General features: G+C 42.7%; 15 protein-coding genes. All 15 read right to left on the bottom strand.

The window, feature by feature from the left end; all coding sequences use genetic code 11:
- Positions 1–24 precede the first annotated feature (24 nt).
- Positions 25–1,188: an acyl-CoA dehydrogenase family protein gene (locus CHI10_RS16780; RefSeq protein WP_095245367.1), complete on the bottom strand. Its 1,164-nt coding sequence runs from the start codon at positions 1,186–1,188 to the stop codon at positions 25–27.
- Between the two features lie 158 nt (positions 1,189–1,346).
- Positions 1,347–2,114: a 3-hydroxyacyl-CoA dehydrogenase gene (locus CHI10_RS16775; protein ID WP_095245366.1), complete on the bottom strand. Its 768-nt coding sequence runs from the start codon at positions 2,112–2,114 to the stop codon at positions 1,347–1,349.
- Positions 2,115–2,250: 136 nt separating this feature from the next.
- On the bottom strand, positions 2,251–2,772 hold the full coding sequence (locus CHI10_RS16770) for an RNA polymerase sigma factor (protein WP_286137428.1): 522 nt from the start codon (positions 2,770–2,772) through the stop codon (positions 2,251–2,253).
- Positions 2,773–2,805: 33 nt separating this feature from the next.
- Positions 2,806–4,782, bottom strand: a complete 1,977-nt coding sequence (locus CHI10_RS16765) for a DUF6449 domain-containing protein (protein ID WP_095245365.1) — start codon at positions 4,780–4,782, stop codon at positions 2,806–2,808.
- Positions 4,736–5,632, bottom strand: a complete 897-nt coding sequence (locus CHI10_RS16760) for an ABC transporter ATP-binding protein (RefSeq protein ID WP_095245364.1) — start codon at positions 5,630–5,632, stop codon at positions 4,736–4,738. Before CHI10_RS16760 ends, CHI10_RS16765 begins: the two co-directional genes overlap by 47 nt.
- Positions 5,616–6,014 carry a GntR family transcriptional regulator gene (locus tag CHI10_RS16755; RefSeq protein WP_095245363.1) on the bottom strand — a complete coding sequence of 133 codons (399 nt, stop codon included), beginning with the start codon at positions 6,012–6,014 and terminating at the stop codon, positions 5,616–5,618. The genes CHI10_RS16760 and CHI10_RS16755 overlap by 17 nt, the downstream gene beginning before the upstream one ends.
- A 160-nt stretch (positions 6,015–6,174) precedes the next feature.
- A complete protein-coding gene (locus CHI10_RS16750; protein WP_095245362.1) occupies positions 6,175–7,965 on the bottom strand; it encodes an L-lactate permease in 1,791 nt (596 codons plus the stop codon).
- 262 nt (positions 7,966–8,227) lie between these two features.
- On the bottom strand, positions 8,228–8,995 hold the full coding sequence (locus CHI10_RS16745; protein WP_095245370.1) for an IclR family transcriptional regulator: 768 nt from the start codon (positions 8,993–8,995) through the stop codon (positions 8,228–8,230).
- Positions 8,996–9,039: 44 nt separating this feature from the next.
- Positions 9,040–9,819, bottom strand: coding sequence for a fumarylacetoacetate hydrolase family protein (locus CHI10_RS16740; RefSeq protein WP_095245361.1), 780 nt, complete (start codon positions 9,817–9,819; stop codon positions 9,040–9,042).
- 81 nt (positions 9,820–9,900) lie between these two features.
- The gene (locus tag CHI10_RS16735) at positions 9,901–12,078 is read right to left on the bottom strand and encodes a malate synthase G (protein WP_095245360.1); all 2,178 of its coding nucleotides are present in this window, start codon (positions 12,076–12,078) and stop codon (positions 9,901–9,903) included.
- A 185-nt stretch (positions 12,079–12,263) separates the two neighbouring features.
- Entirely contained in the window at positions 12,264–13,724 is a 1,461-nt protein-coding gene (locus CHI10_RS16730) for an FAD-linked oxidase C-terminal domain-containing protein (protein WP_095245359.1), read from the bottom strand.
- The gene (locus tag CHI10_RS16725) at positions 13,721–15,079 is read right to left on the bottom strand and encodes a (Fe-S)-binding protein (RefSeq protein ID WP_095245358.1); all 1,359 of its coding nucleotides are present in this window, start codon (positions 15,077–15,079) and stop codon (positions 13,721–13,723) included. Before CHI10_RS16725 ends, CHI10_RS16730 begins: the two co-directional genes overlap by 4 nt.
- Positions 15,080–16,402, bottom strand: coding sequence for an FAD-binding oxidoreductase (locus CHI10_RS16720; protein ID WP_095245357.1), 1,323 nt, complete (start codon positions 16,400–16,402; stop codon positions 15,080–15,082).
- A gap of 62 nt (positions 16,403–16,464) precedes the next feature.
- The gene (locus CHI10_RS16715) at positions 16,465–17,157 is read right to left on the bottom strand and encodes a FadR/GntR family transcriptional regulator (protein ID WP_095245356.1); all 693 of its coding nucleotides are present in this window, start codon (positions 17,155–17,157) and stop codon (positions 16,465–16,467) included.
- A 333-nt stretch (positions 17,158–17,490) separates the two neighbouring features.
- Positions 17,491–18,780, bottom strand: coding sequence for a C40 family peptidase (locus tag CHI10_RS16710; RefSeq protein ID WP_095245355.1), 1,290 nt, complete (start codon positions 18,778–18,780; stop codon positions 17,491–17,493).
- Positions 18,781–18,941 lie beyond the last annotated feature (161 nt).

Here is an 18,941-nt window from a genome sequence, read left to right as displayed (position 1 = left end):
CCTCTGAGTCTTGATGTGGGGGTCTTACTGCCCGTTAGACTGCGATAAACCCATGTTCTTCGCAATGATCGTTTTCATGATTTCATTTGTGCCTGCATATATGCTGGCGACTGGTATATCTCTGAACCTCCTTGCAATCTCGTATTCTTCCATATAGCCATAGCCGCCATGAAGCTGCATGCATTCAGCTGCAATCTTGCGGGCATTTTCTGTCAGCTTCCATTTCGCCATGGAGACCTTTGTAACTACATTTATTCCTGCCATATGCTCTGTGATCAGTTGATCAAGAAATACCCTTCCCATCTCAATATCTGTTGCCATTTCGGCTATTTTAAATTGAGTGTTCTGAAACTGGCTGACCGGTTTTCCGAATGCGTCGCGATTCTTTACATAATTTATTGTTAAACTAAGCATTACTTCGGCAGCTACCTGAGCAGCAATTGCCACGACAAGCCTTTCCTGCTGCAGCTTATCCATTAAATATAGAAAACCTTTTCCTTCTTCACCGAACAGATTTTCTTTCGGAACCCTGCAATCTTCGAAAACTAACTCTGCCGTATCCTGACAATGAAGACCGACCTTGTTTAATTTCCTCCCTCTTGAAAACCCATCTGTTCCCCTCTCGACCGCAAGCAGGCTGACGCCTTTATGCCGGGGGACTGCATGGGGGTCTGTTTTACAGGCTATGATGATTAAATCGGAATGAATTCCGTTGGTAATAAAGGTCTTTTCGCCATTCACTATGTAATGGTCCCCATCAAGCCTTGCAGTCGTTCTGATGCCTGCTAAATCAGAGCCGGCGCCAGGTTCGGTCATGGCGATTGCTGTAATGATTTCACCCGCAGCACACTTCGACAGCCACCTTTCCTTTTGTTCATCAGTTCCATAAGCAGTAATGTATGGGACGACGATATCATTGTGGAGCCCAATTCCCACCATCCCTGAGCCAACCCGTTCAAGTTCTTCATTGATAATGACTGAGAAGCCCCAATCAACATTGCTTCCGCCATACTTTTCTTCAATATCAGGGCATAAAAAACCCTGCTCCCCCATCTTGCGCCAAAACTCACGGGGAATGATTCTATCCGCTTCCCATTTGTCATAGTTCGGATAGGCTTCTTTCTCTAAGAACTTTCGCAGAGATTCTCTAAAAATTTCATGCTCTTCCTGCAGGTATGTCGCAGCCATACTATGAACCTCCGAAACTAAAATTTTTTTGGCATAACACAAAGTATTATCTATTGCCTTTGTAAAGGCTTACAATTATATTGTACAATTATTAACTATATTTTTAGAACATTTAAAATTCATTTTTCAGAAAAACCTTTCTTTCAAGGTTCACTGAGTTACTTCGCCTGCATTCGGATGCCCCCATCCAGCCTGATCGTCTCTCCATTCAGCATCGGATTCACTAATATACTTTCAGCCAGTCTGGCATACTCCTCAGGATATCCAAGCCTTGAAGGAAAAGGCACCATTTTCCCCAATGAATCCCTCGCCTCCTGAGGCAGTGATTCAAACATGGGAGTGTTAAACAATCCAGGGGCAATCGTCATTACACGAATCCCATAACCCGAAAGCTCCCTGGCGATCGGCAGGGTCATGCCAACCACTCCGCCTTTGGATGCACTATAGGCTGCCTGGCCAATTTGTCCTTCAAATGCTGCGACTGAAGCCGTATTAATAATCACACCTCTTTCTCCTTCTTCATTCGGGTCATTCTTTACCATTTGTTCTGCAGCCAGACGAATGACATTAAAAGTCCCAATCAGATTTATCATAATGACGTTTTGGAACACGTCCAGAGAATGGACGCCTTTTCGGCCCAGCAGCTTTGCGGCAATTCCGATGCCGGCGCAGTTAACTGCAGTATTAATGCTGCCAAATTGTTCAGAAGCAAAGGCCACTGCCCTCTGTACGTCTTCTTCTTTTGTAACATCCGTTTTCATAAAAAGAACATTTTCACCCAGTTCCCTGATTAGATGTGCCGCCCGATCTTCCGCCAAATCTGCAATAAGGACCTTCCCTCCGCATCCGGCTATTTTTCTCACTGTCGCCTCCCCAAGCCCCGAAGCACCACCCGTAATTATAGCTCTGCATTCTTTCAATTCCATAATGAACCTCCTATTATTAATCAGGTTTTCTATGAAGTCATTTCCATTTGCAAAGGTGATTTTCCTGCTGAATGGCTGATTAATTATCAATTCTTGTCATTGCACAAAAAACAGCTCCTTTTCAGAAGCTGTTTTTCTATGCCAAATTCCGATCCACAAGAATTTCTCTCAGATGCTGTCTGACCCGATATAGTTTTGTTTTGACAGTGTTTGGGTTGAGATGGAGAAGGTCCGCTATTTCTCTTTCCTTCAGTCCATGCTTTGTTTTAAGCAGGAAAACCCTTTTTTGTTCATAGGAGAGTGAATCCACATAAGCGTATATCTGCTCCTGAAGCATATTGATCTCTGCTTCCTGCCCGGTATCGCTGTACCTGCTTTGCATGCAGTTTTCAAAATCAACGGAATCCTGTATCCTCTCATTAGTCCTTCTTTCTTTTCGCACAAAATCTATTGCGGTTCTGGTCGCTATTGATGATAACCATGATCCCAGCTTATCCTGATCATCTATGCTGTCCATTTTTTTATAAGCCTTGATCAGTGTTTCCTGTACCACATCCTGCGCCAGATAATGATCCCTGGTTATGCTGTAAGCAATATGATAAAGCCGCTTATTGTAGAGTCTGCAGATTTCCCTCATATCCATTGAAGGTTTTTTCACTGTAATCCCCCTCTCCTGTAAACTTCTCCCGAATTATTGAAACCGTTCTTTTATAAAATCCGGCACTGTTTTTTCAGTAAAGCTCTTAATATCAATTGATCTTTGTTCATCAAAATAGAAGGCAATAATGTAGTCTCCTTCAATGTATCCGTTTGAATTCCTCAAACCGCTTTCTATTTGTTCCTTATCCGTAATTTTGATGGAGGTTTTGCTGTCATTCATCTCTTCAAAAACTTCATCATAAGAGTACCCTGCCGCAAAGTTGATATCGATATCCTCCGCTTTTACAGCCAGTGCATACGATATATCATTGCTATTCACTTTTGCATCATTCAGCAATGACTTTTCTTCCAGCCATTTCTCAAATCTGGTATAAGAACGATTCCAGCTCATATAAGCTTTATTGCTGTCATTATAATAAATTTCAATATGCGCATATGGCTCGTTAATTCCCTGAAGCTCCTCATAAGAAGCAGCATCCACTTCCTCAGTCAATAGCTCAACAGCTTCTTTTAGTTCTTCTTTATCTGTAATGACAGCACGTTTTGAAACTGGCCCGGACGGGGTAATCGTGATTTTCATAGTATCATCTGCTGATACCTGATAGATTTCATTTGTTGCCATTTTATATTCATCCGATTCATAAATCAGCTTAAGAAATGGCTTATATTCCCTTTTGTTAATGCTGTAATTGCGGATCAGCTTTTCGCCATTCTTAAGTTCATACACAATAAAAACGGAACCGCGGCCAGAAACCTGCGCCTGTCTGTTTTCATCCTTTACAAGCTTTTCATGAAACCTTCTGACCAAATCAATATTCTCGTATTCTTTTAAATATAGCGGCTGCTCATGATCAATATCATTATAAAGGTGAAAACTCTCGCTGAAATGAACCCGCTCAATTTCATTTCCCCTCGGTATGCTTTTTTCATACTGAGTCAAGTCAAATTGGAATAAGAGGAATAAAGCCGCCATTATGGCTGTATAGACCATCAATCCTTTTACATGAATAGTCACTCGCCATGATTTCTGAAGAACCATTTCGGCCGCTGCATATCCAATCAACGCTCCAAACACATATCCCGCTATTATCCAGCTCGTTCCGCCCTGCATCTCACCGAAATAACCGCCCCCAAGAAGCATCGTGCAAAACGTTACACCAAATTTGAAAATGGGCTTTGTTATAGGAAAAACAAGCGCGTGGGAAACGGCCTCCATTTTTCTCCTTTTATAGATCTGCAAGCCAAGAAAATACAAAGACACAATAAGTATGAGATAAACGGCAGTCTCCACAATTGACGGTGTGCGTATATTCATTTGCGTAAATGCAATCAAAGGAGAGAACTTTTCTAATTTGCTTTCCATGTAATATTGGCCAGGAAAGCCGAATAAATAGAAAGGCAAATTAATAGAAACTAAAATGATCAGTCCAACAGGGAGCAGGAGAAAGATATAGGTTAAGGCACCCTGTACCGCAGATAATCCCGTCAGCATTCCCACAGAAACACCTGCAAGGTAAATTACAATATTAAATAAAATCGTGATGCCCACCCAATTGAGGATCTCCCCCATTGAATAAAAATCCTGCAAATTCATTGGCTGGTAAAGAACCAGGACAATCAAAGCAATGAGTAAAACCGGCAAAATTAAGAACATGATTCCTGTTAAAGCATATTGATGGAAAATGGACTCCCTTTTAACCGGCAGACTGTGCATCAAATCGCTATATTGTTTTACCTGTGTATACCTGAATAAGAACACAGACAAGGCCACCGGTACTGATATACTAAATATAATTTGCAGCTGGAAGCTGTATTGAAACAGATTGTCGATGTCCAGGAATTTCCGCTGTTCCTCTGAAGAATTCATTATGATATCAAGAGGAATGGCAAAGAACAGACCGAGAAAATATAAAATGGAAATCCAGCCGATACTTCTGAAGATCGTTTTTATAATTTCCTTTTTAATCAAGGATGTTTTGGACTGCATATCCAATGTCCCCCATTTCATAAATGAAAATCTCCTCTAATGTCAGGGGAAGCATATCGAATATCACTGGTTTAAACTGTTCTACATATGACGATATTTCCTTCGCATCTCCCTTTACAATGCAGATCATGATGCTGCCTCTTTTTTCTTTATAAAGGATTTTCAGCGGGTCGAAAATGACTGGTACAGATCCTTTAAAGGCAACCTGAATTTTATGAGTATCTGTTTTAAGGTCATCAAGATCTTTTTCCAGAATCATCCGCCCATTATGCATAATGCCAACAAAATCACATAGATCTTCAACTTCGCGAAGATTATGAGAGGAAATAAGAATGGTCATTTCCCTTTCAGCAACCTCATCAATCAGCAGGCTTTTCACTTTCTTCCTCATTACGGGATCAAGCCCGTCCATAGGCTCATCCAAAATTAACACTTCCGGCCTGGCAGACAAAGCAAGGATAAAAGCAGCCTGACGCTGAATGCCTTTGGAAAATCTATGAATCTTTTTATGTATATCCATTTCAAAAATGGCAGCCAGATCTTCAAAGCGATCTTCATCCCACTTGCTGTAAATATTTTTATAGAATTGCGCCATCTGCTTAACGGTATATTGAGGCAGAAAATAGGGATGATCCTGAATAAAAAAGATCTTATTTTTCATTTGCGGGTTTTCGAACACCGGCTGGCCGTCAATGGCAATGCTTCCTTCATCCTCTGCATAAATGCCTGCCAACAGCTTTAAAAGTGTTGTCTTTCCGGCTCCATTGGATCCAAGCAAGCCGTATATGGACCCTTTATTCACTTCGATGCAGACATCTTCGACAGCATCCATCTCCTCAAAAGATTTTCGCACATTACGGATTTTGATCATCTTCTATCCCTCCCCCTATAGCTGCTTCTATTTCCTGTATGAGCTTGTATAATTCATTTTTTGTGATTCCAAGGTATAAAGCTTCTGATAAAAGCTTTGAAAGTTCATTTTTCACTTGTTCTATTTTTTCGCTGTTCAGATTGGGTGTCGCTGCACTGACAAAACTGCCCTTCCCTTTTATGGAATAAATATAGCCCTGGGACTCAAGTTCCCTATATGCCTTCTGAATGGTATTAGGATTGATCGTCAGCTGCTGGGCCAGCGTGCGAACGGAAGGCAGCTGTTCATCTGCTGTTAAGACCTCTGTGATGATCAGCTCTTTAAGCCGCTCAACCAGCTGTTCATATATAGGTTTTCGGCTCCTTACATCCAATTCAAACATGCTTGCCCTCCCATCTGTATGCAGTGTACTATGATTCCTAGTACAGTTAACACAGTTAGATTATATTACAAGTAATTGGAAAAGAGAAGAGGAAAATAAAAAAATTTTAAAAAGAAAAACTGGTTCAGCCAAAGGGCTAAACCAGTTAAAGAATTCTTATTTATTTAGCAGATTTCACATTCACCGGGGGCGGAGGCAAAATCATGTTGGAACGCCTGTTATTTGTTGCAATTATATAAACAGCTGCAACTGCAATGGCAACTGCAATGAAGGAACCGATATTGAATATCCCTTTTTGCGAATACCAGACAATCGAGTAACCTACAGATCCTGCCAGCAAAGCATAGTAGAAGAATGGGAACAACGTTTTACGGATGACAGCACCTTCTTTTCCAACAAGTCCCACAACAGCTGATGCAGCAACAACGTTATGCACACAAATCATGTTTCCAGCTGCGCCTCCGACTGCCTGAAGGGCTACAATCCAGGTTGCATCGACCCCGATCTGTGAGCCGACATCATACTGGAATAAGGCAAACATCATATTACTGACGGTATTACTTCCGGCAATAAAGGCTCCAAGACCCCCAATGAAGGTGGCAAAGAACGGCCAGAATTCTCCCGCAAGAGCCGCAGCACCATTCGCGAGCTCGATCGGCATCTGATTATAGCCTGCTTCTCCCCCTCCGGTGTTGATAAATACCTGTACCATCGGAACTGTGAAAATTAAAGCTGTTGAAGCAGCTACAGTGGTCTTTCCCGAATCTGCCCAGGCTTTTTTGTATGAACTGGAATTCATTCCATGGATAAAATAAGTGATAACAGATACAAGTATAAAAATCGTACCCGGCAAATACAGCGGCTGGAAGCTTGAAGTGATGCCGGAATCGAAAATGTTTTCAAATTTGACCGTCCACGCCTGAAGCCACTCTAAAAATGGAAGCGATTTCAGCCTCGATAAGACTAAGAAAAGGCCAACTAAAACATAAGGAGTCCAGGCACGCATCATGCTCATGCTTCCGCTTTTGTGAGCAACAGCTTTGATTTCAAGCTTGCCAGTCCATTCAGGATCCCACTTGGATTTCTCTTCAAAATCCCAAACCTGATCCTTTGGCGGCATAAGAAAGCCTTTTTTAGCTGCAAAAACAACAATTGCTAAACCAGCTAATCCCCCGATCATTGATGGGAATTCAGGTCCAAGGACATTTGCGACAATAACATAAGGGATTGTCATGGCAAAAGCTGCAAAAAGTGCAAACTTCCAGACTTTAATCCCTTCTGTAAATGATTTATTTTTGCCGAAAAACCTTGTCATTAGAGCTACAACAAATAAAGGAATCAATGTTCCCGCAATCATGTGGAGAATGGCTACTTGTCCGGCGATTTGAGTTACCAATCCAAGCAGGTTATCTGTAAGGCTCGCATTGCCGGATAAACCGGTCTGAACGCCGACAAGCATAGGTGTCCCTACAGCACCGAATGACACCGGTGTACTCTGAATGACCATTCCGGCAATAACTGCGGCCATAGCCGGAAAGCCAAGTCCAACTAACAGCGGAACAGCTACTGCCGCTGGAGTACCAAACCCGGATGCGCCTTCAATGAAAGAACCAAACAGCCAGGCTATAATAATCACTTGTATACGGCGGTCAGCTGATATATCCGTAAATCCCTGACGGATAGTTTTTAATCCGCCGCTTTCCTGAAGGGTATTCAGGAGCAGAATAGCGCCGAAAATAATGTAAAGTAGTGTTCCGGCAACAACCAGCCCATTGATGGATGCAGCGGCAACTTTGGCCCCTGAAACTTTCCATACAAATAGAGCAAGAACTACTGCTACAAGGTATGAGATTGGCATCGCCTTACTTGCCGGCCATCTCAATCCGACAAGAAATACTGCAACTGCAATAATCGGCAATAAAGATAATAAAGCTAACATTCCAGTACTCAAATTACGTTTCCCCCTTTGTTTTGTAATAGCGAACAATGATTGCATTTTGTTGCGGACAGCGAAACATGTTATATAACTATAATGGTTTTGTTATAGAACATGTTGATAGGCTTATTTACATTATACAAACATTATTCATAATTTCAATAATATTTTGAAAATTAAATCTATGTATTCGCACAAAAATATTTGTATGTATATACAAAAAAATTAGCCCAATATATCTTTTTATCAAGATATATCGAGCTAATTATTAATTGATTCAGCTAAAATTGCCCAGACGTGTGGAAATATCTTTTCCTGTCTTTACCATTATGGATTTTAATGCATCAAGCCTATCATCTGTCATCCTTATGGTTGGTCCTGAAATACTGACTGCTGCAATAACCTTGCCAAGGTGGTCAAAAATAGGAACGGCAACACACGTAATCCCGTATTCATTTTCTTCCAGATCCAGGGCATATCCTTTTTGTCTAACCTGCCCCAATTCTTTCATGAATTCGTCTTTATCCGTTATGGTTTTATCTGTATGGACCGGCATCCCTTTTCTTTCAAGAATATCAAAAACAATGCTTGAAGGCAGATGAGCCAGAATGGCTTTGCCGACTGATGTGCAATGCATGGGAGCGCGTTTCCCGACTTTCGAATGCATCCTTAATGTCTCATTGCCCTCAAGCTTCTCGATGTACACAACCTCTCCCTGATCATAAACGACTAAATGAATGACTTCATTTGTTTCATTTTCAAGCTCCTGCAGAAAAGGCCTTGCTTCTGCACGCAAATCAATTGATTCAAGCAGCTTTGAACTGATCTCAAGGAACTTATACCCTAATTTGTACTTGCCGGTTTCAGTGTCCTGCTCTATATATCCGTACTGAACAAGGGTAGATAGAATACGATAGACAGAGCTTTTGTTGATGTCTATCTGATTCGCAATTTCCGTAACGCCTAGACCGTTTTTTTTCAGGCTGATCAATGTAATTATATCCAGCGCCCTGCTGACGGACTTGACCATATTTTCTCTTTCCACAACACTCACCTCAGGTGCAAATACCATAATTCAATCTACTTGAATTATACCGTTTTTGCGCTTTCACGTGCCACTGCAAATGTATTGCGCAGTGTTCCAATCTCTTTGATTTCACATTCGATAACATCACCAGACCTGACCATCTCAGCTCCAACAGGACTTCCTGTAAGGATTACGTCACCCGGCTTCAGTGTCATGACGTTAGACAGGTATGAAATCATTTTGCGGATTGGGATAATCATAAGATCTGTGCTGCTGTTCTGCTTTTCTGTGCCGTTTAATTTTGCTTCAACCTTTATCTCAAACGGATCCAGTTCAGTTTCGATTACGGGACCCAGCGGAGTAAAACTGTCAAAGGATTTGCCAATTGTCCAATGTCCATCATTATGGAAAAATTGCGGAGCAGTAACATCATTCCCCACTGTGTAGCCGAAAACATAATCAAGTACATCTGACTCTGCTACATTTTTTGCTTCTCTGCCAATGACGACAGCCAGTTCTGATTCGAATTTCACCTCTTCAATGCCTTCAGGAATGATAATATCCTCATCTGGTCCAATAACTGAAGATACAGGCTTGAAGAAGAATACAGGAATTTCAGGGAGAGTCTCAGGCAAATCCGCTTTTTCGGACACATAGTTGGCTCCAATTCCTATGATCTGATTAGGAACCAGGGGTGCAAGCTGTTTTGCTTCATTCTGCGAAAAGCTCTGGCCTGTATACTCCCAATCTCCGAAAATATCCCCTTTAATTTCTTTAATCATACCGTCTTCTAATACTCCTGTATGTACTGCTCCTTGAACTTCAAATCTTGTAAATTTCAATTTTATTCCTCTCCCCTCGATAACTTTAAGTCTGCAGATCTTTAGAAAAACAGGGCAACTACATGCCCTGTTCTGAAATTATTACTGTTTAACAGCGTATTTGGACTTCGCTTCAAGACGACGGCGGTGCAGGATTGGTTCTGTATAGCCGTTTGGCTGATCATAGCCTTCGAAAACAAGGTCACATGCTGCCTGGAATGCAACCGATTGATCGAAATCAGCTGCCATTGGGCGGTATGCGGTATCTCCACTGTTTTGTTCATCAACTACCTTAGCCATTTTCTTAAGTGTCTCAAGCACTTGTTCCTTCGTGCAGATGCCATGGTGAAGCCAATTTGCAACATGCTGGCTCGAAATCCTTAATGTCGCACGGTCCTCCATTAAACCAATATTATTGATATCAGGAACTTTGGAACAGCCGATGCCCTGCTCAACCCAGCGTACCACATATCCGAGAATACCCTGTGCGTTGTTTTCCAGTTCTTCCTGGACCTCCTCTTGAGTCCATTGCGGATTTTCTGCAACTGGTATCTGCAGAATTTCATCCCGAAGGTTTGAAACTTCCTCCAGCAGCTTGTTTTGCACCTTTTGAACTTCTACCTGATGGTAATGCAAGGCATGAAGGGTGGCAGCAGTTGGAGACGGTACCCAGGCAGTATTGGCGCCGGCGTTCAGATGGCCGATCTTCTGCTCCATCATATCTGCCATCATATCAGGCATAGCCCACATGCCTTTTCCAATTTGCGCACGTCCCTGGAAGCCTGTTTCAAGGCCTGTATTGACATTGGATTTTTCATAGCCTTTTAGCCAGGCTGTGGCTTTCATATCATTCTTGCGGATCATCGGGCCAGCTTCCATGGAAGTGTGCATTTCATCCCCGGTACGGTCAAGGAATCCCGTGTTTATGAAAACAATGCGCTCCTTTACTTCACGGATACAGGCAGCAAGATTCAAGGATGTACGGCGCTCCTCATCCATTACACCAATTTTCAGTGTGTTCCGCTCCAGTCCAAGCAGATCTTCCGTCCGGTCAAATAACTCGTTTGCAAAAGCAACCTCTTTGGAACCGTGCATCTTTGGCTTAACAATATAAATGGATCCTTCAGATGTGTTTTGGTATGGTCCATTTCCAAGCAATGTATGCTTCCCAATCAGGGAAGTAACTACCGTATCGAGAATCCCTTCCTGCACTTCATTACCTTCTGCATCCAAAATAGCGTTAATGGACATTAAATGTCCGACATTCCTGACAAACATCAATGAGCGTCCTGATAATGAGAAATCCTTTCCTTCAGGAGACACATATGACCGGTCTGGATTCAATGTACGTGTCATTGATTTAGAGCCCTTTGTGAAGGCTGCAGAAAGATCACCCTTCATCAAACCGAGCCAGTTGCGGTATACAAGTACCTTGTCTTCAGCATCAACTGCTGTTACTGAATCCTCACAGTCCATAATTGTGGTAATTGCAGCTTCAAGTAAAACATCCTTCACCCCGGCATCATCCGTTTTTCCAATTGGGTGGTTTCTGTCAAACTGAATTTCAAAATAAAGGCCATTATTCTTTAAGAGTACCGCAGAGGGCTGATTCGGATCTCCCTGGTATCCGGCAAACTTTGCTTCGTCTTTTAGTTTTGCAGTTTCCCCATTGCTCAGCACAACTGCCAGTTTCCCTTCATCAACCTTGTACTGTACAGCGTCTTTATGCGAACCGCTTGAGAGAGGAACGGTTTGGTCAAGGAATTCCCTGGCAAATGCAATAACCTTTTCTCCCCTTACAGGATTATATCCGCCGTCCCTATTTGCCCCATTTTCTTCACTGATTGCATCGGTTCCATATAGTGCATCGTATAAGCTTCCCCACCGGGCATTTGCTGCATTGATCGCATATCTCCCGTTATTAACTGGAACGACCAATTGCGGTCCGGCCTTCACAGCTACTTCTTCATCCACATTTTCTGTAGTAATTTTAAAATCCTCGGCTTTTGGCTCAAGATAGCCGATCTCTTCCAAAAATGACTTATAGCTATTAAAATCAAAATTCTGGTTTTCCCTGTGCCAAGTGTTCAGCTTATGCTGAATTTCATCACGCTTTGCGAGCAATGCTTTATTCTTAGGGGTCAGATCATTTATAAGCGCTTCCAAACCTGACCAGAATTGCTCCTGATCCACGCCGCTTCCCGGCAGAGCCTCGGAATTAATAAATTCATAGAGCTCCCTTGCAACCTTCAGGCTTCCTGTTTTCACATAGTTCTCCATTTATTCATTTTCCTCCTTTGATTGCTTCTTTTGATTTCGGCTGTTTCTTATTACGAAACAGCGTTTCAGACTTTCTCTTAAAAAAATAATAGCATGTTTTCAAAAGTAATTTCAATAATTTTCACACAATTTTATGCTTCTCTGATATCAATGCCAGCCTTTCACCAGAGAAGTCTGGCTATTTTTTATGAAATTGCCTGGGCCTTCATCTCTTTTTTAACTTCCGCACATCTGCCCGGCGATGGGAACAGCTTTCCTGCATTCAGAAGATTATTGGGATTAAAGACTTCCCGAACCTCTGTCTGGGCAGCAATTTCCTCTTCCGTGAAAACAAATCGCATTTCTTCCCGCTTTTCAATACCGACACCATGTTCTCCAGTAATGGTCCCTCCAACATCCGCGCATACCTTCAGACATTGGCTTCCTGCTTCAAGTGCTTTCTCTGATTCTCCTGGTATCCGTGCATCGAAAAGTACAAGGGGATGAAGATTTCCGTCTCCTGCATGGAAAATATTCGCAATCCTCAATCCCGATTCATTGCTGATCTGATTGATTCTGCTTAAAACCTCAGGCAGCCTGCTTCGGGGAATAACCCCATCCTGAACCAGATAATCAGGAGAAATGGCTCCCATGGCACCAAAGCCCGTCTTCCGGTTCGCCCACCATCTGGCTCTTTCCTCCTCACTTCCGGCCGCCCGGACTTCACGGACATGCCTCTTTCGGCATACCTCAAGTATCTGGTCAATCTGTTCCTGAATTCCCGCAGCAATTCCATCCACTTCAATCAGGAGAACTGCTTCGATATCTTTTGGATGGCCAACGGGAAAAGCAGCAGCTTCCACCCCTTCAATCGCAGTTTTATCCATCATTTCGAGGGCTGCCGGCACTATACCTGCAGAAATAATGTCTGATACAGCCTGGCTTCCATCATCAACCCGATCAAAGTAGGCAAGAACGGTCTGTTTTCCTTCAGGATTTTTCAGAACCCTGACTGTTATCTTTGTAACAATGCCGAGGGTTCCTTCAGAGCCTGTAATCAGACCCAGCAAATCATAACCCGGAGCATCCGGAATACCGTCTTTGCCAATTTCCACTATTTCTCCATTAGGCATGACCACTTCGAGTCCAAGAATATGGTTTGTCGTAACTCCGTATTTCAGACAATGAGCACCGCCGGCATTTTCTGCGACATTGCCCCCAATTGTACAGCAATATTGGCTGGATGGATCTGGCGCGTAATAATATCCTTTATCAGATATGGAATTGGTGAGTTTCAGATTGACAAATCCAGGCTCTACAACGGCACGGCGATTTTCCAGATCTACGCTGATAAGCTTTTTCATCCTGACCATACTGATAATGATTTCCCCATTAAGCGGTATGGCTCCCCCGCTGAGGCCTGTTCCTGCTCCCCTTGCCAGGAAGGGAAGATCGTTGTCAGAGCAATATTTAACAATCTCCGCCACTTCCTGTGTGTTTTTAGGAAAAACCACTGCCTTCGGCAAATGTTTATGAATCGTAAAGCCGTCACAGTCATAGGCCACAAGATCTTCCTTCAGGTAAAGAATGGAACGGGCACCGCCAACGAAATCAGCCAAATTTAAGATGTGTTTGTCCTTTGATTTAACCCGGTCTTTTGCTTTCACTCTTCTCCCTCCCTCATACCGTCTTCCTTTTGATAAGCCCAGTCCAGAAGCTGGACAGTATGGACGATTTTCTGGTTTCTGCCGTATTTTTGAACTCCCATTGCCATCTGCAGCATACAGCCGGGATTCCCCATCGATATCATTTCCACATCATCGGGAACATTCTCCATTTTGCTCTCAAGGACTGCATTGGCCATTTCCGGATTGGTAATATTGTAGATTCCTGCACTTCCGCAGCAGCGGTCTGAATTTGGCATATGAACCATGTCTACACCGGGAATATCAAGAAGAATATCTCGCGGCTGCTGACGAATCCCCTGTCCATGCGCTAAATGGCAGGCATCATGATACGTAATTCTGGTATTCATCTCAGCCTTTGGCTTTTCATAGCCTGTTTCATGAAGAAACTTTGAAATATCCTCTACCTTTTCCGAAAACTCTTCCGCTTTTGCATGCATTTCCGGATCTTCCTTAAATAATTCTGCGTATTCCTTCATCATGCACCCGCAGCCTGCAGCATTAACAATCACTTTATCAAAGTCCTTGAATGCCTCCATATTCTGCTTTGCCAGCTTCCTGCCCATATCGCGGTCTCCCGCGTGAACATGCAGGGCACCGCAGCACGTCTGGTTTTGGGGAATGACAACATCACTACCATTCCTGGTCAGTACATTGATAGTGGATTCATTAATATCACTGAACATGACATCCATTACACAGCCGGTCAGCATGGCAACTTCCTGCTTTGTCTCCCCTGTTGCTTTTATTACTTTTACGTCTTTATATTTCTTTTTAACAGGCTCTTTCACTTCAGGCATGATGGCTTCCATATCTGCGAGGTGCTGCGGCATGACATTGATTAATTTAGTTTTTCGGACGGCTTTTTGCATGCCGCTTTTTTGATAGAATCTCAGAAGGCTGCCGAGCGTATTTAAGCGATTCTGGTGCGGGAAAAGATCGTGAAGAAAAAACTTGCTGATGGCTCCTTTTACACCTGTTAATGGCATTGCCTGACGAATCTGGCCCCGTGCTTCCTCAATTAACCCCCCAACATCGACATCAGCCGGGCATGCAGTTGTACAGGCGCGGCAATCCAGACATTGAAACACCGGGTCCATGAAATGTTCATTTACTTGGAGCTTCCCTTCTGCCACTGATTTGATTAAGTGAACACGCCCCCTTGGGGAATGCTGTTCCTGGCCTGTCTGTTCATATGTCGGGCAAGATTCCAGACACATGCCGCAATGGACACAGTCAGCCCATTTGTTTTCATCGGGCGGATCGCTCCATAAATAATTTCCCAATCCTGAAGTACATGGCGGTTCTTGCTTTAAATCGAGTTCCCGCACGCTCATTTAAATCCCTCCTATAAACCTGTTTGGATTTAATGTTTTATTTGGATCAACTTTTGTTTTAATGCCCTGCAGCAAAAAGAAATAAGAAGGTTTATTGCCCCATACCTCCACTTGTTTCCGAAGATGCAAGGGCAAATGCTTGACAATCGCATACCCGCCGGCTTTTTCAGCGATTTGCCTTACATGGGCAACGGCATTGGCGACATCAGACTCTGCACCTCTAATGGTCACTTGACTCAATCCATGGCCAAGACCTCCATGTGACTCGATTTGTACATTAAAACGGTCCTGAAGCAGTTCCGTTTCCTTTAATACGCTCACCGCTTCAAGATTTACAGTTCCAATTTTAATGGATGCTTCTGTTTGGATTGGCAATTCCCCATCTAAGCCATTGGGGATGTGCGTGTAAAATCGGTCCCAGAACAAATCCGCTTTATCCTTTGGATTTATTAACAATTCCGCATCACCAGGCATCATATTTCTAACGAATTCTTCCTGATAGCGTACAGAGCTTTCCACATCTTCAAAACACATTGCTATAGTGTAGGTGTTTATTCCTGCAAGCTTATCAGAAAGTGCCGGATTCAGCAGTTCAAGCGAGACAGGTTCAATCATAGAATCCAAAACCTTCACTGCAAAAGCCTTAATTTCCTCCAGATTTCCTTTTGGAAACGAAACAAGAACCAGGCTCTCGCATTTAGGTATAGGGCGAAGCTTTAAGGTGATTTCAGAAATGACACCAAGTGTGCCCATTGCCCCTATAAATAGTTTATTCATATCATAGCCGGCCACATTTTTTACGACTCTTCCACCAGATCGGATTACTTTTCCATCAGGGTAAACAGTCCTTAAACCAATGACTGCATCACGGGCTGAACCGTAGCCCAATCTTTTGGGTCCGCTTTCATTTGCTGCAATGATCCCGCCTATTGTGGCATTTTCAGGCCAACAAGGATCGAGTGATATTTTTTGATTATGCTGTGCCAGATAATTCTGAAGGTCTTTAAAGCGACTTCCCGCTTTTACTGTTAAAGTCATATCACCGGGCGTGTGTTCCACAATCCCTGTATATTTTTCAAGCGATAGAAGTATATCCGTTTTTTCGGTTAAGCCACCGAACCCCCGTTTTGTGCCCCCGCCCATAATGTTGATGGTTAAACCATTCGAATCAGCATGCTTAAGGACTGCTGTAATTTCCTCTTCTGTTTCCGGAAAAACAACCATATTTCCAGAATTGCCAAACGGGCTTGAGTCCTTTTTTTGAACTATCTGATCTTCTCTTAAATAAGTTTTTAATGCACTTATCGATTCTGCTGCAATCAACCTATCCACCGCCTCTTGTTTCGTAATAACAAACAATGTTTCTGGTATTATTCAAAAAAACATCATTGCTCCTGAAGGATACTCATCTGCAAAAGCTTTTCGACCAATTCCAAATGGTCAACCATGTTTTTATATGCCTGATCGGGCTGCTTATTTTTAATAGACAAATAGATTTCCAAATGCTGTTCCTCAATTTTTCTCGCAATGTCAGGCCGTGTTTCGAGGTAATGATGAAAATCAATCATGGACTTTTTCAATGTTTCAGAAATGAACTGCACAAATTGTATAAGGATATCATTACCTGCTGCACGGGCTATCGCCATATGAAACTGGTAATCCTCCTCCCATCCATGGATGGCTGCATCGGAAATCTGCTCCTTCATCAGTGCCAAATCCTCTTCCGATCGATTGGCAGCTGCCATTTCAGCAAGCCCTGTTTCCACCATTTTTCTTGCCTGGAACAACTCCTGGATGTCTTTTATATCCGGATGCAAATGCAGATTGTTAAACAGCTTTGAGGAATCAAATCTGGTTATATAAGTGCCTTCCCCCTGCTTAACCTGCACAATCCCTTTGCCCTGCAAAGAGGTTAAGGCGTCTCTGACAGCTGACCGTCCGACACCAAATAATTCACACAGCTCTCTTACTGAAGGGAGCTTATCTCCAGGTTTAAAGGATCCTTTGGCAATCATATCTTCAATTTGCTCAGCAGCAATCTCAGATATTTTTCGCGTTGAGATCTTTTTCACATCCATCCTCACGACTCCTTCCTTTACAGACATCACATATCTGATAAGTTGTTTGTTATTTACTATTTAATCATGCTTAATTGTAATAATCAATAAAATATTTTGAATTTATTAAAAATTCGCAAGTTTGAATGGGTGGGGTTTTTGTTTGGGCGCTGGGGGAACTTCTGACTCAAATAGAGGAAATCTTGTAAACTGTGTCCGAACCTGGAGTAACTTCTGACTCAGTAGCTGCAAATTCGATAACTTAAGTCCAACCTGGTTCTGCCTCTGACTCAAATAGGATCAAACAAAAAAACCTGACTTCCACGTTTTCACATGGAAGTCAGGTCCATTTCATTAATTTATCACGCGTACAACACGGCCGTTAAACTTAGTTTTCCAATAGCCGCTTGACATATTTGCAATCGCAACACCCGTAGAGCTTTGGGAACCGATAAATTTACCGCCGCCGAGGTAAATGCCTACATGTCCGTCCCTCTTGTAGGTATCAAAGAAAACAAGGTCTCCTGCTCTCATCTCGCTTGCTGAAACCTGGCGTCCAGCAAATTTAAGGGAATCTGTGCTAGCTCCAACACTGATTCCTGCCTGGGAGAACGACCAGTGTACAAAGCCTGAGCAATCGAATCTTCCATTTGCGATATCATAAGCATTTCTGCCGCCGCCAAACACATAAACAGAATTACCGATATATTTATTACCTGCAGTTGTAACAATGCTGATTGCGCTTCCGCCATTAACGCTTGGCTTTGGTGCAGAGGTGCTTGAGCCTTTTGTTTTCTGGGCAGCAGGTTTTTGCTTATTCACAGCAGCTGAGCGAGATGGTGTTGAAGTCTCAGACTGGGCTGCCGGTGCTGTCTGGGCCGCAATGCTTTGTTCAATTTGAGCAATCAAGGATGCATATTTGACATCTTCACTCTTCAGCTTTGCCTTTTTATCGGCAATAGAGTTTTCCTTTTCTTTTAACTGCTGGATTAAGGAGCTGTTTTGCTGTTTTTGCTCTTCCATAGTAGCCTGCATGCCTTTTAATTCAGTCATCATGCTTGTTAATCCTGCAAGTTCTTCTTCCACTGCAGCCTTCTTTTCTTCAAAAGCTTTTTTATCCTGTTCCTGCTCTTCCAGTAATTCTTTGTCCGCCTGAACAAACGTAGTTACTGCACCGACACGGTCAACGAAATCACTGAAACTGGAAGCCCCAAGAAGAACATCCAGGTATGCAACGGTTCCGCCGCTTTCCTGGAAAGATTGTGCACGCTGCTTAAGGATCGCACTCCTCTTTTCAATTCTTTCCTGGATAATCGCCATGTCTTCCTTCAATTGATCTACTTCGGCTTTTGTGCTGGCAATATTAGTTTCCGTTTCTGCTATTAATTTATTATTATCTTCAATTGCTTTTTCAACTTTAGTAATTTTAGCATTTAACTCTGCAATTTCTTCAAGTACACTTACCAGTTCCTTATCAGCTTCAGCCAATGTAGCCTGCAAATTGGAGCGCTGCTGCTGGATTTGGCTTTTTTGATTCTCGAGCTTATTAATTGATTCAGCATTTACACCCGGGATTGAAAAAGCGCTTCCAAGCCCAAGAATAATTGTCGTATTTAAAACGAGGAGTCTTTTTTTCAAAGTCATTACCCTGCTTTCTAATATGTACTCGGTCTATTATACAGCCGTTTATCAAACTATTTATCTATGTTTATCTTTTCAGTATCGTCTCTAGTAAATTTGTCTTTCCATGGAGGATTATACCATCCTTATTTGACAGACTTGTTAGAGTAATATTACAAAAATAT

Source organism: Bacillus sp. 7894-2, assembly GCF_002272225.1.
Classification (GTDB): domain Bacteria; phylum Bacillota; class Bacilli; order Bacillales; family Cytobacillaceae; genus Cytobacillus.
This window is presented reverse-complemented; position numbering and strand designations above follow the sequence as displayed.

Bases quoted from the DNA above. Each gene is read 5' to 3' on its own strand.
- CHI10_RS16780 (WP_095245367.1), bottom strand. From the start codon at position 1,188: ATGGCTGCGACATACCTGCAGGAAGAGCATGAAATTTTTAGAGAATCT.
- CHI10_RS16775 (WP_095245366.1), bottom strand. From the start codon at position 2,114: ATGGAATTGAAAGAATGCAGAGCTATAATTACGGGTGGTGCTTCGGGG.
- CHI10_RS16765 (WP_095245365.1), bottom strand. From the start codon at position 4,782: ATGAAATGGGGGACATTGGATATGCAGTCCAAAACATCCTTGATTAAA.
- CHI10_RS16760 (WP_095245364.1), bottom strand. From the start codon at position 5,632: ATGATCAAAATCCGTAATGTGCGAAAATCTTTTGAGGAGATGGATGCT.
- CHI10_RS16755 (WP_095245363.1), bottom strand. From the start codon at position 6,014: ATGTTTGAATTGGATGTAAGGAGCCGAAAACCTATATATGAACAGCTG.
- CHI10_RS16735 (WP_095245360.1), bottom strand. From the start codon at position 12,078: ATGGAGAACTATGTGAAAACAGGAAGCCTGAAGGTTGCAAGGGAGCTC.
- CHI10_RS16725 (WP_095245358.1), bottom strand. From the start codon at position 15,079: ATGAGCGTGCGGGAACTCGATTTAAAGCAAGAACCGCCATGTACTTCA.
- CHI10_RS16715 (WP_095245356.1), bottom strand. From the start codon at position 17,157: ATGGATGTGAAAAAGATCTCAACGCGAAAAATATCTGAGATTGCTGCT.
- CHI10_RS16710 (WP_095245355.1), bottom strand. From the start codon at position 18,780: ATGACTTTGAAAAAAAGACTCCTCGTTTTAAATACGACAATTATTCTT.